At 60.9% G+C, this 16029-nt stretch carries 12 protein-coding genes and 1 pseudogene; 6 read left to right on the top strand and 7 right to left on the bottom strand.

Translation table 11 applies throughout. The annotated features are described in order from the left end of the window. Window positions 1-58: 58 nt before the first annotated feature. The 4 genes and pseudogenes from ACVOLQ_RS17765 to ACVOLQ_RS17750 all read right to left on the bottom strand — a co-directional run. A pseudogene (locus tag ACVOLQ_RS17765) lies at window positions 59-1255 on the bottom strand (UbiA family prenyltransferase); the annotation flags it as partial. 144 nt (window positions 1256-1399) lie between these two features. Next, window positions 1400-3913 carry a sulfatase-like hydrolase/transferase gene (locus ACVOLQ_RS17760; protein ID WP_481528810.1) on the bottom strand — a complete coding sequence of 838 codons (2514 nt, stop codon included), beginning with the start codon at window positions 3911-3913 and terminating at the stop codon, window positions 1400-1402. Window positions 3914-4117: 204 nt separating this feature from the next. Then, window positions 4118-5053, bottom strand: coding sequence for an electron transfer flavoprotein subunit alpha/FixB family protein (locus tag ACVOLQ_RS17755; protein ID WP_313494029.1), 936 nt, complete (start codon window positions 5051-5053; stop codon window positions 4118-4120). Then, window positions 5053-5799: an electron transfer flavoprotein subunit beta/FixA family protein gene (locus tag ACVOLQ_RS17750; protein ID WP_313172497.1), complete on the bottom strand. Its 747-nt coding sequence runs from the start codon at window positions 5797-5799 to the stop codon at window positions 5053-5055. Before ACVOLQ_RS17750 ends, ACVOLQ_RS17755 begins: the two co-directional genes overlap by 1 nt. A gap of 247 nt (window positions 5800-6046) precedes the next feature. On the opposite strand from ACVOLQ_RS17750, the gene rfbB reads away from it, so the two are divergent. The 4 genes from rfbB to rfbD are packed head-to-tail and all read left to right on the top strand — an operon-like array spanning window position 6047 to window position 9491. Continuing rightward, the gene (gene rfbB, locus ACVOLQ_RS17745; RefSeq protein ID WP_313494028.1) at window positions 6047-7102 is read left to right on the top strand and encodes a dTDP-glucose 4,6-dehydratase; all 1056 of its coding nucleotides are present in this window, start codon (window positions 6047-6049) and stop codon (window positions 7100-7102) included. 51 nt (window positions 7103-7153) lie between these two features. Further along, window positions 7154-8041 carry a glucose-1-phosphate thymidylyltransferase RfbA gene (gene rfbA, locus ACVOLQ_RS17740; protein ID WP_313494026.1) on the top strand — a complete coding sequence of 296 codons (888 nt, stop codon included), beginning with the start codon at window positions 7154-7156 and terminating at the stop codon, window positions 8039-8041. Continuing rightward, window positions 8038-8595, top strand: a complete 558-nt coding sequence (rfbC, locus tag ACVOLQ_RS17735) for a dTDP-4-dehydrorhamnose 3,5-epimerase (RefSeq protein WP_481528809.1) — start codon at window positions 8038-8040, stop codon at window positions 8593-8595. Before rfbA ends, rfbC begins: the two co-directional genes overlap by 4 nt. Further along, window positions 8592-9491 (top strand): dTDP-4-dehydrorhamnose reductase, encoded by a 900-nt coding sequence (rfbD, locus tag ACVOLQ_RS17730; protein WP_481528808.1) that lies wholly within the window; start codon window positions 8592-8594, stop codon window positions 9489-9491. Before rfbC ends, rfbD begins: the two co-directional genes overlap by 4 nt. 100 nt (window positions 9492-9591) lie before the next feature. On the opposite strand, the gene ACVOLQ_RS17725 is transcribed toward rfbD, so the two are convergent. After that, window positions 9592-10995 (bottom strand): mannose-1-phosphate guanylyltransferase/mannose-6-phosphate isomerase, encoded by a 1404-nt coding sequence (locus ACVOLQ_RS17725; protein ID WP_481528807.1) that lies wholly within the window; start codon window positions 10993-10995, stop codon window positions 9592-9594. Window positions 10996-11003: 8 nt separating this feature from the next. Beyond that, window positions 11004-12350: a phosphohexomutase domain-containing protein gene (locus ACVOLQ_RS17720; RefSeq protein WP_481528806.1), complete on the bottom strand. Its 1347-nt coding sequence runs from the start codon at window positions 12348-12350 to the stop codon at window positions 11004-11006. A gap of 186 nt (window positions 12351-12536) precedes the next feature. Here ACVOLQ_RS17720 and ACVOLQ_RS17715 point away from each other — a divergent pair, with 186 nt between their 5' ends. Both ACVOLQ_RS17715 and ACVOLQ_RS17710 read left to right on the top strand, forming a co-directional pair. Beyond that, the gene (locus tag ACVOLQ_RS17715; RefSeq protein WP_481528805.1) at window positions 12537-13268 is read left to right on the top strand and encodes a CoA transferase subunit A; all 732 of its coding nucleotides are present in this window, start codon (window positions 12537-12539) and stop codon (window positions 13266-13268) included. Between the two features lies 1 nt (window position 13269). Then, on the top strand, window positions 13270-13902 hold the full coding sequence (locus tag ACVOLQ_RS17710; RefSeq protein ID WP_313494018.1) for a CoA transferase subunit B: 633 nt from the start codon (window positions 13270-13272) through the stop codon (window positions 13900-13902). A 42-nt stretch (window positions 13903-13944) separates the two neighbouring features. Here the strand turns inward: ACVOLQ_RS17710 and ACVOLQ_RS17705 are convergent, their stop codons facing one another. Beyond that, on the bottom strand, window positions 13945-15999 hold the full coding sequence (locus ACVOLQ_RS17705) for a glycoside hydrolase family 99-like domain-containing protein (protein ID WP_313494017.1): 2055 nt from the start codon (window positions 15997-15999) through the stop codon (window positions 13945-13947). Window positions 16000-16029: the final 30 nt, after the last annotated feature.

The raw sequence follows: 16029 nt of genomic DNA, 5'->3' as shown, positions 1-16029 counted from the left end.
GCAACATACCCCCGGCGGAAGCGGAGGCGGCGTACTACGCCGGCAACACGGGTCACGCCATCGCGGCGTGACTCAAACGAAATGGCCTCCGGAGAAGCCGGGGCGATTCAGCAGTGGCCGCTGCATCCAGTTCCGTATAGCGTTTGAGCAGGGCCAGACTGAGAAAGACGAACATGGAGAACGCTAGCAGCCAGAATGACAGGGCGCTGCCGATTGCGGCTGCACCTCCAACAATACGGATGGTATACAGGGCGGCGAGTAGCACTACATCGACCATCACGATGCGCTTAAATTTAAACGAATAGGCCAGCGTCATCACGTAATAGAGCAGCAACACGCCGGCGAATATCGGGTTCACCCAAAGTGCAAGGCTTATGCCGGCGATAGTCAGTAGCGGAGCGGCGACCAGCCCATGCAGGATGGGAAGCGTTCCCGCCGCGAAGGGGCGCTTGCGTTTCCGTGGATGTTGGCGATCTGGAGCAAGATCCAGCAGGTCGTTGAGTAGATAAACGCCCGAGGCGCAGAGGCCGAAAGCAAGGAAGGCAGCGGAGGCATCAAGCGTGCTGGTGAGATCCAGGATGCGATGGGATGCGGCCAAGGGCACGAATACCAGTAGGTTTTTCAGCCACTGGTATACGCGCAGTGCCTTTATCCACGTACGGATGCCTCCTGCCTGTGATGGCCAGTGATCAATAACCGCGGTTGTCTTTGCTGCCTTCTGCGCGAGTTTGCCCGAGCCATTGACCACGATGGCTCCACGAGCCCTGCGCCATACGGGGAGGTCGACATCATGGTTGCCGGCGTAGTCGAAACCTTTCTCTCCGAAGCGAGCAACCAGTGTTTCGGCTTTATTGCCACCTGAAAGATTGCGCTTGCCCTCGCTTGCGATGACCTCTTCGAACAGTCCAAGGTGGTTGGCGATGGGCTGGACGATAAGGTGATCCGATGCCGTGCATAGAACCCGCGGACGCTGCTGGGTACCGCGTAGATGGGCAAGTACCCGCTCGTCATAGGGGAGAAGGGCGGGATCAAGTTGAACCCGCGAGGCAATCTGACGCTTGAGGTGCGCCTTGCCGCGAAGAAGCCAGAACGGCAACAGCAGTGCCATCAGTGGCGACTTTGCCAATAGCGCGAGCAGCGATTCATAGAGCAGGTCGCTTCGAAGCAGCGTTCCGTCCAGATCCACGCAGATAGGGGTTGAATCAGGGCCTGCCCCCTGTTGCGCTAATGAAGCCGCTTCCTTTGCCTCCTGCATGACCGCGCGATACCCAGATTTAGAACGGCAAAGTATATAGGTACAGCGTCCTTGGGCGATACAGCGGCAAGCCCCTTGGTGCATCATTGATGCACCAAGGGGCAGGTGTTGGCTACGGTGGGCTGGTGACTGACTTCTTTTGGGTCAAGGCGCTCCAGTCGCTGGCATCAGGTCCAATCGATTGAGATCCATGGCGCACTGGGCCGCCAGGGAACATGTGCCCGGTTCTGGACTCAGCGTTAGAACAAGCCTGGAGTCTGGCGCGTACTCAGCTCCAATGGCATCGAGAGCGTAGTGGTGTTCGCCAGCCTTCACGTCCAGGACTGTGATCTCTTTTCCATTTCCAAATACCTGGATGCGCTGGTCCGCCAAGGAGGTCAGGGTCAGGTTGAGTTTCGGCGAAGCGATTTGCTCGGGCAGGCGAAACCTTAAGGATGCAGTGGCGTCGTGCAGTGTTCGCCCGGTGTTGGAAGGTTCGGACCAACCGCATGAGACATAGCGGTCGCCATTACCTGCTGTGCTGAAGTCGATACGCTGGCCAGGCAGCATGGGCTCATAGGCAGGCAACAGCGAGTAGCCATCCAGGCGCACGATAGCCTGCTCGGTTACTCCTACCCGGACTTCGCTCAGGCTTATTTTTTTCGGGAAAACAAAGGGAACGGCGGCGATTACACCGCCCTGGGGCGCGTCATTTTCTTTGAGTTCGAAGCGCTCGAATACATACGTACCGTAGTCCGATACTACGTCCACCCAGGATCCTGCCGCTGGGCTGCCCTTGCCATTCAATGTGAGCTGGTAACTGCCGGCGCATAGTTCTTCGTATGGTCCGTACGCCAGTACGCCTTCCTGGAATTGTGAAAACAGCTTCCCATCTGTTGCCTCGCCGACAACGGTGTTGCTTGCATCGAAATGGCGCTTGATGATGAAGTCGTTGCGAAGCTGGTTCGCCGGTAAAGCGCTGTCCGCGCTGCGGAGAAGTGCGGGTATCGTGGCTCCGATTTGCAATGTGCTCTGCGGTACGACGCGCGATTGCCCATCTATATAGCCCCACATGCACCAGTCCTCTGGTCGCGACGTTTCGCCGAAAGCGAGGCAGCGATCGATGTAAAGGGTGCTCGTCGTGGCTCCAGACTGCGGTGGAATGGTTGACCGTAATCCGGCAGTGCCCAGGTTGGTGATGCGCCCATCGCCATCCGAGGTGATAGCTAAAGGAGGCGTCAGTTCCTGCTGGCCCAGATGCACGGAGCCATTGACCAGTTGCAAGTGGTCATCGACCGTGCCGAGCATCCAAAGCGACTTGGAGAATGCCATGAATGCAGGCAGTTGATCCTGCCCGGTCTCCGTACGCCTGGCGAGAGAAGTTGTTTCATGGCCGCCTGACAGTTGTGAGCGGCCAAACCCGAGTTCTTTTCCGCCGCGGAGGATATCGAGGATCGTGGCACCGCTATCCAACGTGGTTGCAGGTTTGTCGATTGCCCGTGCGGCGAGGTCCTTATCAAACATCAGCATCAAGTTGGTCCGGTGGCCATCGCGCAGCAAGTCCGCAATATCATTGGGGAGCGCTAGGTGGTCGGATGCAACGACGACGGTAGTGTTCTTCCAGTACTGACTGGATTTAATTCGTCGGACGAAATTGGCAATCAGCCGATCCGAGCAATGGATGGCATCGAGCATGGGGCGGCGCTGGTCGAGGCCTTCATAATTCACGTCCAGGCATGCAAACGGGATATGTCCGCTGGGGTGATGTGTATCAAGTGTCAGTCCGACAAGTGCAAAAGGAGTCGGGTTTTCGGAAAGTGCGGTGAAACGCTCCCAAAGAGTGTCCAGCAGGATGTCGTCATGTACGCCCCATGGCGAGAAGCGGTTGGTTCCCAGGCCCATGCCGCGGAAATACTCTTTGTCGCGAATGGTGGAAAAGCCATGTGCGGCAAGGAAGCGGCCCTTGCCTGCGAAATCTGAAGATGCGCCACCGATGAATTCAAGATTGTAGTTCTGGTCCTTGAGATGGTCGCTCAGGCAGCGGGCGCCTGGCATGAAGTTGCCAATGCTGGAGTAGCCGTTGGCATCGTCGCTTAGAGAGAGGGGGACGCCACATAAGGAGCTGACAATCCCAGCGATAGTCCACGTGCTGCCCTCGCGGGATTCCAGCTGGGTAAAGTCAACTGCTTCGGAGCGAAGGCGGTTGAGCTCGGGGCTCAGGCCCGGAAAGCGCGACTCATCCAGATAGGTGCGCTCATAGCTTTCTGCGTAAAGGATGACCAGATTCTTGCGGTTTGCAAGACCGCCGCTCGGGCGGATGTACTGGCTGGCGATGTCCGCGGTGACCGCTGTGGAACCCTCCTGCCTGAGCAGCTTCGCGACATCACGCGTCAGCGGGTTCAGCAACAATGAAGGGATAAATGCAAGAAAGAATGCGGGGCCTGCATATCGCCAAGCGGGACGTTGGGTCAGATTTGGAAGCAGTGCCAGTGCGGTAAAAGCGAGTATTCCCGCACCCAAGGCGAGGATTGGTACTGCGAAATCGGCTGCACCTGCGCCCTTTATTCCAGCTTGCAGGTGATAAAGCACGGCATGATCGATGCCATTACCGCTCAATGCGTTAATGAATATCCATACCGATATCAATACCCCGCCGAGTGCGGTTACAGCAAGTTTCAATCTTCTGTGTCCAGCGCTATGGATCGCAAGGCTTGAAAGGACTGCAGTCCATGTCGCCAACAAAATGCATTGATGAAGAATTGGCATGTTGCCCCCTTTTTTTTATAAACGGGGGCATATTACATAATTGGGGCGATTTAAGATGGTGCCTATTGACACATATTGACAACGGCAAGATGGAATCGCCCCATCCTGCCATTCTGGTCAAAGTGCTTTTTCAAACTCCGGCAGCAAGGTGAATAGATCACCGACTAGCCCGATATCCGCAATCTCAAAGATCGGCGCATCGCCGTCCTTGTTGATGGCGACGATGGTGCCGGCGTCCTTGATGCCGGTCAGGTGCTGGATGGCGCCCGAGATGCCCACGGCGATGTACAGCTCCGGGGCGATGATTTTGCCGGTCTGGCCCACCTGCATGTCGCTGGGCACGTAGCCGGCGTCCACCGCGGCGCGCGAGGCACCGACGCCGGCACCGAGCTTGTCGGCCAGCTGGTAGATCACCTTGAAGTTCTCCTCCGAGCCGACGCCGCGGCCGCCGGAAACCACGCGCTTGGCGCTCTGCAGGTCCGGGCGGTCGCTCTTGCCGGCAGCCAGGCCGACGAAGCGGGTGTGCGAGGGCAGGGCGGCATCAACGCTGATCGCCTCGACCGGGGCGCTGTTGCCCTTGGCCGCTTCCGGCCAGGAGGCGGCGCGCACGGTGGCCACGACCACCTGGTCGGCCGGGGCTTCGACGGTGATGATGGCGTTGCCGGCGTAGATCGGGCGCTTGAAGGTATGGCTGCCCTCGACGGACATCAGGTCCGAGACCTGGTTGACGCCCAGCAGCGCGGCCACGGCCGGCATCACATCCTTGCCGGTGGTGGTCGAGGGGCCGAAGACGTGGCTGTAACCAACCGCGGCCTTGGCGATCTGCGGGGCCTGCACCTGTGCCAGGGCGTGTTCGTTGGCCGGGTTGGCGATGGTCAGCACCTTGCTGACGCCGGCAATCTGCGCGGCTTCGGTGGCAATGGCGGCCGGGTCGGCGGCCAGCACCAGCACATCGATGTCGCCGCCCACGGCGGTCGCAGCCGAGACGGTCTTGGCCACGGCGCTGTTGAGCTTGCCGTCCAGGTGTTCGGCGATGACGAGAATCTTGGCCATTACAGCAACCCCTTCTGCTTGAGTGCGGCCACCAGCTCGGCGGCATCCTTCACCATCACGCCCTTGCTGCGCTTGGCAGGTGCGGCGTAGTGGGTGGTCTTGAACGTATCGGCGGCTTCAACGCCCAGGTCGGCCAACTGCAGGGTCTCCAGCGGCTTGGCCTTGGCCTTCATGATGTCCGGCAGCTTGATGAAGCGCGGTTCGTTCAGGCGCAGGTCGGTGGTGATGACGGCCGGCAGCTCGACTTCCAGCGTTTCCAGGCCGGCGTCGACTTCGCGGGTGACCGTGGCCTTGCCGTCGGCGATCTCAACCTTGGAGGCGAAGGTGGCCTGCGGACGTGCCCACAGTGTGGCCAGCATCTGGCCGGTCTGGTTGGCGTCGTCGTCGATGGCCTGCTTGCCCAGGATGACCAGGTCCGGCTGTTCCTTCTCCACCAGCTTGAGCAGGGTGCGGGCGGCGGTCAGCGGCTGGATGGCCTGGTCGGTGACGACGTGGATGGCGCGGTTGGCGCCCATGGCCAGGCCGTTGCGCAGGTGCGCCTGGGCGTCGGCCGGAGCGATGGTGGCAACCACCACTTCCGTGGCGATGCCCTTGTCGCGCAGGCGCAGGGCTTCTTCCAGGGCGATTTCATCGAACGGGTTCGGCGAGAGCTTGACGCCATCGGTGACCACGCCGGAGCCATCCGGCTTGACTTGAATGCGGACGTTGTAGTCCACCACGCGCTTGTACGCGACGAGGATTTTCATGTGCTGCGGGGTCCTTCGGTTGCTGATGGGGGCCGGCACGGGCCGGGGGACAAATTTTCTCGATTCTAGCCGGGTTGGTGGGTCCGTGCGAATGCGTATGGAGGACATCGATTGCCATCCAAATGTCCGGACAATTGAGGCCTGTTATGGATTCGTTGTCAACGGTGCAGGTCTGGTACGGGCGCCCGTTATATCCTTGTAAGGATTGTTTGCTGCCCAGCGGACGTAGTAACGGGAGAATCATCGCGTGACCACATGGCTTGTGACCGGCGGCGCCGGCTTTATTGGTGCCAATTTTGTATTGGAAGCTGTAGCAAAGGGTATCCATGTCATCAATCTGGATGCGTTGACCTATGCCGGCAACCTGAAGACGCTGGACCGCCTGCAGGACAATCCGGATCACTTGTTCGTGCACGGCGATATCGGTGATCGAGATCTGGTGACTCGTCTTTTGCTCGAACATCGCCCCGATGCAGTGCTGAATTTTGCCGCGGAGAGCCATGTTGACCGCTCAATCGACGGCCCTGGCACCTTCGTCCAGACCAATGTAGTGGGAACGCTTGGCCTGCTGGAGGCAGTTCGCGATTACTGGAAGGCGCTGCCGGCCGAAAAGGCCGAAGCGTTCCGCTTTCTGCATGTCTCCACCGATGAGGTCTACGGCACGCTGGGCGAAACCGGCAAATTCACCGAGACCACCCCTTACGCCCCGAACTCGCCGTACTCGGCATCAAAGGCGGCGTCTGATCATCTGGTGCGTGCGTTCCACCACACTTATGGTCTGCCAGTGTTGACCACCAACTGCTCCAACAACTATGGCCCGTATCACTTCCCGGAGAAGCTGATTCCGCTGGTCATCGCCAAGGCCCTGGCCGGCGAACCGCTGCCGGTGTACGGCGATGGCAAGCAGGTGCGCGACTGGCTGTTTGTGGCCGACCACTGCGAGGCGATCCGTACTGTACTGACCAAGGGCAAAGTGGGGGAAACCTATAACGTAGGTGGAAATTCCGAGAAGCAGAATATCGAAGTGGTGGAGGCGATCTGTGCGTTGCTGGATGTGCGCCGCCCACGCGCCGACGGCAAGCCGCGGCGCCAGCAGATCACCTATGTCAGCGATCGCCCCGGCCATGACCGCCGCTATGCAATCGATGCGTCCAAGCTCAAGAACGAGCTGGGCTGGGAGCCGAAGCACAGCTTTGAACAGGGCATCAGCTTCACTGTGGATTGGTATCTGGATAACCAGCAATGGGTCAACGACGTGCTGGATGGCAGTTACCGTCTGCAGCGCATTGGCACCGATGCCTGATATCGATGATCCAGTGTCTGCATTGCCCGGTGGGCCAATTAGGAAACAACCATGACGCAACGTAAAGGCATCATCCTGGCCGGTGGCTCGGGTACGCGGCTGTACCCGATCACCAAGGGCGTCAGCAAGCAATTGTTGCCGGTCTATGACAAGCCCATGATCTATTACCCGCTAAGCGTTTTGATGCTGGCAGGCGTCCGTGAAGTGCTGATCATCAACACGCCGCATGAACAGGCTCTGTTCCAGCAACTGCTGGGTGATGGTTCTCAATGGGGAATGGAGATCCAGTACGCAGTGCAGGCCAGCCCGGACGGTTTGGCGCAGGCTTATCTGATCGGCCGTGATTTTGTTGGCGGCAAGCCCAGCTGTCTGGTACTCGGTGACAATATTTTCCATGGTACCGGCCTGCGCGAGGTGCTCAAGCGCGCCGATGCGCGTGATGAGGGAGCGACAGTGTTCGGCTATTGGGTCAATGATCCGGAACGCTATGGCGTGGCCGAATTCGGCAAGGATGGCAAGGTCATCGGCTTGGTGGAAAAGCCCGCCGAACCGCGCTCCAACTATGCGGTGACCGGCTTGTACTTCTATGACGGTAATGCCAGTGACTATGCTGCGGCATTGAAGCCCTCACCGCGCGGCGAGCTGGAGATCACCGATCTCAACCAGCGTTACCTGGATGAAGGCACGTTGCAGCTGGAGCCGTTGGGTCGTGGCTATGCATGGTTGGATACCGGCACGCACCAGTCCTTGCTGGAAGCCTCCAACTTTATTGAGACCATCCAGACCCGGCAGGGCCTGCAGGTCTGCTGCCCTGAAGAAATCGCTTATGGACAGGGCTGGATCAGTGCAGAACAGCTCCAGGCGCTCGCTGCACCGCTGTCCAAGAACGGTTACGGGCAGTACCTGCAGAAGTTGATTCAGCGAGGCATCGTTCCGTGAAAGTGATTGAAACTGCCATGCCGAGCTGTGCGGTGATTGAGCCAGCGGTGTTTGGTGACGATCGTGGTTTTTTCTTCGAAACATGGAATGCCGAACGTTTCAAGGTGCTGGGGCTGCCGGACAAGTTCGTCCAAAGCAATGTCTCCGCTTCGAGCCGGGGGGTGCTGCGTGGCTTGCATTACCAATGGCCACGCCCGCAGGGCAAACTGGTGAGTGTGCTGGAAGGTGAGGTGTATGACGTGGCGGTGGATATCCGTCGCGGCTCGCCGACCTTTGGCAAGTGGGAAGCGGTCATCTTGAGCGCGGAGAACAAGCGACAATTCTGGATACCGGAAGGCTTTGCCCACGGATTTGCAGTGCTCTCGGATCGAGCCCTGTTCAGCTACTTGTGCACGGACGTCTACGTGAAGGAATCAGATGCAGGCATCCGCTGGAACGACGCCGACATCGGCGTGGACTGGCCGATCAGCGGCCCGACCTTGTCGGCCAAGGATGAGAACGCGCCGTTCCTGAAGGACATCGCGGAAGACCGCCTGCCGGTTTACACCCCATGACCCTGCTGGTTTTTGGCGGAAATGGTCAGGTCGGGCAGGAATTGCTGCGCGCGCTAGCACCGCTTGGCCGGGTCATCGCAACCACCCGCAGCGGCAAGCTGGCCGATGGCAGTGACTGCGAGATCGCTGACTTCGACGCACCCCAAAGCCTGCCCGCCTTGCTGGGCCGGCTGCAGCCGTCGGTGGTGATCAACGCCGCTGCCTATACCGCGGTGGACAAGGCCGAGCAGGATCCCGAGGCGGCGTTCCGGGCCAATGCACTGGCGCCTGCCGTAATCGCCCAATGGTGCGCCGCGCACGGCGTGCCGATGGTGCATTACTCCACGGACTATGTGTTCAACGGCCAGGGCACGGCCCCCTATGTGGAAGACGAAGCCACCGCGCCGCTGGGTGTCTATGGTCGCAGCAAACGTGATGGAGAAATCGCCGTTCGTGATGCCGGTGGTCGTCATCTGATCTTCCGCACCGCGTGGGTCTATGCCTCGCACGGCGGCAACTTCCTGCGCACGATGCTGCGTGTCGGTGCCGAGCGCGACGAACTGCGGGTAGTGGTGGACCAGGTGGGGACGCCGACACCGGCTGCCTTGATTGCCGATGTCACCGCACAGGTATTGCAGCATCCTGGGCAGCTGTCCGGGACCTGGCATCTGACCGCGTCGGGGCAGACCAGCTGGCATGGTTTCGCCGAGGCGATCTTTGCCGAGGCCGTGGCCGCAGGCGTGCTGGCCAAGGCGCCCGTCGTGCAGGCGATCGCCAGCGCGGAGTACCCAACGCCGGCAAAGCGTCCGGCCTGGTCGGTATTGGACAATCGCAAGCTGCAGCAGGATTTCGGCATCATCCTGCCCACGTGGGAGGAAGGCCTGCATCGGGTAATGGCCGAGATCGCGCCGGCGTAATTCGTGGTCTCGGGCATGCTGACGCGTAGCCACAGCCGTGTCGCCAACAAGAAAACCCCGGGTTTCCCCGGGGTTTTTTTATTGGCTGCAGTTGGCGGCCTCAGGTGCGTCCGTAGGTATCCTCGAAGCGCACGATATCGTCCTCGCCCAGGTAACTGCCGGACTGCACCTCGATCAGCTCCAGGGGGAGCTTGCCGGGATTACGCAGGCGGTGGGTGACACCCAGCGGGATGTAGGTGCTCTGGTTCTCGGTGAGCAGCAGCACTTCATCACCACGGGTGACCTCGGCGGTGCCACTGACCACGATCCAGTGTTCGGCACGGTGATGATGCATCTGCAGGCTCAGCGTGCCGCCGGGCTTCACGGTGATGCGCTTGACCTGGAAACGGTCGCCATGATCGATGGAGTCATAGGCGCCCCACGGGCGATAGACCTTACGGTGCCAGGTGGCCTCGCTGCGGCCATCAGCCTTCAGTCGCGCTACGACGTCCTTCACTTCCTGCATGCGGTCGGATTTGCCTACCAGCACCGCATCATCGGTCTCGACCACGATCACATCGTCCAGCCCGACCATGGCGATCAAGCGCTCGCCATAGGCAAAGGTGTCATGGCAATCAATGGCGATGACATCACCGCGATGTGCGTTGCCGTTTGCATCCTGTTCGGAAACATCGCGCAGCGCGGTCCACGAGCCGACATCGCTCCAGCCGGCATCCAGCGGCACCACGGCCGCATCCGCGGTCTTCTCCATCACCGCATAATCGATGGAATCGGACGGGCTGGTCTTGAACGCGTCCGCATCCAGACGGATGAAGTCGGCATCACGGCGCGCCTTGTCCCACGAGGCGCGGCAGGCACCGAGAATCTGTGGCTGCAGACGTTCCAGTTCCTGCAGGTAGCGCGATGCGCGGAACAGGAACATGCCGCTGTTCCAGTAATACTCGCCGGATGCGACATAGGCCTGCGCCGTCGCCAGGTCGGGTTTCTCGACGAAACGCTCGATCGCCCGCGCGCCTTCGCCGGTTACGGCCTTGATGTAGCCGTAGCCGGTTTCCGGTGCGGTCGGCTGGATGCCGAAGGTGACAAGCTTGCCCTGCCCGGCGATATCGGCGGCCGCCAGGATGGCGCGGTGGAAATGCGCCACATCGCGGATCAGATGATCTGACGGCAGCACCAGCAGCAGCGGATCGGCGCCGTCGCGGCAGGCCTCCAAAGCAGCTACGGCGATTGCCGGGGCAGTGTTGCGGCCAACCGGTTCCAGCAGGATGGCCGACGGCGTGGTACCCGCCTGCTGCAACTGCTCGGCTGCAATGAAGCGGTGCGCTTCGTTTGCCACCACGATCGGGGGCTGTGTGGCGACGTCAGCTACCCGCAGCCACGTGGATTGCAGCATGCTGTCCGCGCCAGCGAGTTGGAGGAACTGCTTGGGGTAGGCCTCGCGTGACAAAGGCCACAGGCGCGTGCCGGAACCACCGGAAAGGATAACTGGAAGAATGTGGCTCATTTGATTGCTCAGGCAGTAAGTAGGTCGGAAATCTCGTTGGTGCGCTCAGCCAGCAATGCGGCATCGCCCCGGGTTTCAACATTTAACCGCAGCAGCGGCTCGGTGTTGGAGCTGCGCAGATTGAAGCGCCAGCTGCCGAAATCGGCGCTGATGCCATCGGTATGGTCCACCGCCGGGGTTTGCGCAGCGAAGTGCGCCATGACCCGGGCAACGGCAGCCTTGGCGTCGGAGACCTTGAAGTTGATCTCGCCGCTGCACGGGAAGCGCGCCATGCGGTCCTCGACCAGTTCGGCCAGGGATTGACCGCTGTTGGATACCTGCGCGGCAATCAACAGCCATGGGATCATTCCCGAATCGGCATAGGCGAACTCGCGGAAGTAGTGGTGTGCACTCATCTCGCCGCCGTAGACAGCGTTTTCCGCGCGCATCTTTTCCTTGATGAAGGCGTGGCCACTCTTGCACAGCACCGGTACGCCGCCGGCGGCTTCCACCATTTCGACCGTGTTCCAGGTCAGGCGCGGGTCGTGGATGATCCTGCCGCCGGGGTTGCGGGCAAGGATGGCCTGGGCCAGCAGACCGACCAGGTAATAGCCCTCGATGAAGCGGCCATTGTGATCGAAGAAGAAGCAGCGGTCGAAGTCACCATCCCAGGCGATACCGAAGTCGGCACCATGCTCGCGCACGGCACTGGCGGTGGCTTCGCGGTTTTCCGGCAACAGCGGATTGGGGATGCCGTTGGGGAAGCTGCCGTCGGGCTCGTGGCAGATCCGTACGAATTCCAGCGGCAGGTGCGGCGCCAGCAAGTCGACGACGGCGCCGGCACCGCCGTTGCCGGCATTGACCACCAGCTTCAGCGGCTTGAGCTGGCTGGCATCGATGTAACTCAGCAGGTGCTGGATGTAGGCGCTCTTGTCGTGCTGCTCGCTCTGGCCGGCGCGCGCGGGCTGCGGCTGTGATGCATCGGCGGCAACCATGTCGGAAATGGCAAACAGGCCGGTATCCGAGCTGATCGGACGTGCCTGTTCACGTACCAGCTTCATGCCGTTGTAGTCCATCGGATTGTGGCTGGCAGTGACCATCACCCCGCCGGCCGCCTGTAGGTGGCCAGTCTGGAAGTAGACCTCTTCGGTACCACACAGACCGATGTCGATGACGTCGCGGCCTTCTCCGCGCAGGCCAGCAGCCAGCGCATCCTGTAACGCAGGGCTGGTCAGGCGCACGTCGTGGCCCAGTACCACCGGGCCAGCGCCGAGTTCGGCAGCCAAGGCCTTGCCGATCTTGCGGGCCATGTCTTCATTGAGCTCTTCAGGCACACGGCCGCGGATGTCGTAGGCCTTGAACGCGGGGAGGGGCATGCATGCATCCTGCTGGGTGAAAGATTGCATAGTTTAGTCGGCTACGCGGCCTCAGGCTGTCTGCAGGCTGGATGGAGGTTTTGGATGGAGGTTTTGGGGAGAATGCGTGCTGGCCGAAGGTCCAAGGGGGTTGCCCCTGCGGTATGGCTAGAATATGGGCATCTTCAGCACTGTGAGTGTGATGCGATGAGCGATCTCTCCCCGACCCGGCGGCGTGGCAAGGTTTTTGCCAGCGCCGCCGAGGCCCTGGCCGGCATCGTGGCCGATGGGCAAACCCTTGCCGTAGGTGGCTTTGGCCTGTGTGGCATCCCCGAGGCGCTGATTGCCGCGCTGCGCGACAGCGGGGTAAAGGGCCTGACCGCTATCTCCAACAACGCCGGCGTCGATGGCTTCGGCCTGGGCCAACTGCTGGAAACCCGCCAGATCAAGAAGATGATTTCCTCTTACGTGGGCGAGAACAAGGAGTTCGAGCGCCAGTACCTGGCCGGCGAGCTGGAGCTGGAGTTCAATCCGCAGGGCACCCTGGCCGAGCGCCTGCGTGCTGGCGGTGCCGGCATTCCGGCCTTCTTCACCGCCACCGGCTACGGCACCATCGTCGCCGAGGGCAAGGAAACCCGCGAGATCGACGGCAAGCACTATGTGCTGGAAACCGCGCTCAAGGCCGACGTGGCGCTGGTCAAGGCATGGAAGGCCGACGAAGCCGGCAACCTGCTGTTCCGCAAGACCGCGCGCAACTTCAACCCGGCCTGCGCAATGGCCGGCAAGGTCTGCGTGGTGGAAGTGGAGGAGATCGTGCCGGTGGGCGCCATCGATCCGGATCAGGTACACCTGCCGGGCATCTACGTCGATCGCATCGTATTGAACGCAACGCCGGAGAAGCGCATCGAACAGCGCACCGTGCGCCAGGAGGGGAACTGAAATGGCCTGGACCCGTGACGAAATGGCACAGCGCGCCGCGCGCGAGCTGAGCGATGGAGCCTATGTGAATCTGGGCATCGGCCTGCCGACCCTGGTGGCCAACCACATCCCCGAAGGCGTGGACGTGTGGCTGCAGTCCGAGAACGGCCTGCTCGGCATCGGCCCGTTCCCGACCGAAGCCGAAGTGGACGCCGACCTGATCAATGCCGGCAAGCAGACCGTCACCGCGCGTGCCGGTGCCAGCTACTTCGGCAGCCACGACTCGTTCGCGATGATCCGGGGTGGCCACATCAACCTGGCCATCCTCGGTGCGATGCAGGTCACCGACAAGGGCGACCTGGCCAACTGGATGGTGCCCGGCAAGATGGTCAAGGGCATGGGCGGCGCGATGGACCTGGTGGCCGGCGTGCAGCGCGTGGTGGTGCTGATGGAGCACACCGCCAAGAACGGCGAGCACAAGATCCTGGCCGACTGCACCCTGCCGCTGACCGGCGTGGGTGTGGTCGACCGCATCATTACCGACCTGGCGATCTTCGACATCAGTGCTGACGGACTGGTGCTGGTGGAGGCGGCGCCGGGCGTCAGCGATGACGAGCTCAAAGAGAAAACCGGCGTGCCGTTCCGGCGCGCTTGAGTGAATGAGAGCGGGCTGCACTGCAGCCCGTTTCTGCCTGTTTCAGCTACGGTTGGCGTAGGCGTATCCGCTGGCCTTGGGTGTGCCTGTGGCAGCCATCTGCGAAGTATCGCGAATCTGCAGGCCCATGGCTTCGGTCACCGCGCCAGTCACGCGCTCGACCGCGTGCGCCAGCGTAGCGTCAATCTGACCACGTTCCGGCTCGAACTCGCTGGGATAGAGGTGCGCATCAAGCAGCGGGCGCAACGCATGCAGGCGTACCCAGTACATGCTGCCGGATGCGAATATCTTGTCTTTGATGCTGTCTGCCAGGCCCAGCCGAACCTGCAGATGCGACAGCTGCGGGCCGTTGCCGTCGATGAATTCGGTAACCGGTAGCAGATGTCCCGTTGGTGCAACCAAGCCCAACTTGGGATTTGTTCGAAACGCGTCAACGATCCGGGGCGCTGCGTCGTTGGCCAGTAGCGCGCCGACCATTTCCTGCCGCCACTGATAGCCATTTTCTCGATGTACTGATCGCTTTGTATGGAGTTTCAGTACCAGTTCTTCACCTTCATTCAGCAGACGATCTGCGACGTGCAGGAAGGGCAGGATATCGCGTCCGCGGTCTTCGAAAACAGTGACTTCACTTCGCTGGCCAAGGCTGTGCTTGTCCAGCAGGTTGCGGACATCCACTTCTTTTTCGGTCGTGGTGGTAATGACGATACGGGCGTCCAAGCCGCTGCGGCCGATCACTTCAAGCAGCTCTTCAAGGGCATCCAGATACCATGCATGAATCACAATGCAGGGTCGGGTTGGAGGTGGTGGTGCGGGTTCCAGCGATTGACGGGTAGCCGAAAGCCAAGCGTGGCCCAAGCGTGCATCCGGTTCCAGCACGGCACCTTCGGCCCATTCGTTCCACGCGTTGATGAACACAAATTTCTGCTTCTGCGGCGTGGGAGCCAGACGCACATGGATGGTCTGTCGCAACCAGTCGAGGTAGCCGCGTGGCGAGGCATGCAGATAAACGCGGCCTCGCCCCGAGCGGCGCGCTTCATTGTCCCAGCCAGGATTCACACCGGGATAGAGCGGGTACTCCGGCATCGGTCGAGCTGCGGCTTGCTTGGCCAGCTCGCGCCAGTCGCGTACGTCGCCATTGAACTCCGGGTTCAGCAACAATTGCTCGGCGGACAGTGAGCGCGGGTTGCTCATGTTTGGTGGGAACTCGACGGCTGCATCGAAACCGATGTCGCGCGGATCGGGGCGCTCGAAGCCCTGTACATAGGCCAGATGGATCTCCCCGATATCGTTGTCGCGGCACCATCGACGCCACCGCTGTGCAGTTGCCGCTGCATCCGGTAACAGGTTGGGGCGGTAGACCAACAGCATCGGCAGGCCGCCGACTTTGAGTGCACGCCGGTCCCGCAGGTAAGGCGCGATGTGGGCAATGAACGCCAGATCGTCGTCGGCGCTGTGCTGTTGGCCAATCAGGATGTCATCGTCGCGACCATCCCAGCGCCGTGCCCAGTTTTCATTTGCCCAGCACAGGCAGAACGGAAGGTCGATGCTGTCATCGGCCAGCCATTGCTGTAGCGGCGTCTCCATCAAGCTGCGCCCGCTGAACCAGTAGTAGTAGAAGCAAAATGCGCCTATCCCGTAGTCGGTAGCCAGCTTGGCTTGTTCACGCATCACCTGTGGATTGCGCAGGTCATAAAAGCCCAGATCCGCGGGCAAACGTGGCTGCACATGACCTTGGAATTGAGGCAATGCGCGTGTGACATTGCGCCACTCCGTGAATCCCTTTCCCCACCAGGCATCGTTTTCCGGGAAGGTATGGAACTGCGGCAGATAGAAAGCGATCAAGGTGGCTGGTAAGGTTGCCGGCAGCGGGATGCGCTGTTGGGCTGTGTGCCCGATGGCCGCTTCATCGGCGCGCCAGCGCAGCTGCGAACCGGAGGTTTCGATCCGACGCCCCAGTGCCGGTTGTGGCACCCAATGACCAAGCTGCCTCATCAACCTGGCGCGCAGCTTGTCACGTTGCCCTTCAGGCAAAGGGAGTGCGCGAAACAAGGTGCGAAACAACGGATACAAGGCTTGGCGTAGACGCTTCCCGCTCATTGGTGGTCATTCACTAAATTGGGGAGTTGG

The sequence above is a fragment of the Stenotrophomonas sp. STEN031 genome (genome assembly GCF_056759975.1).
The sequence above is the reverse complement of the archived record's forward strand: the minus strand, read 5'-3'. Positions and strand labels throughout refer to the sequence as shown.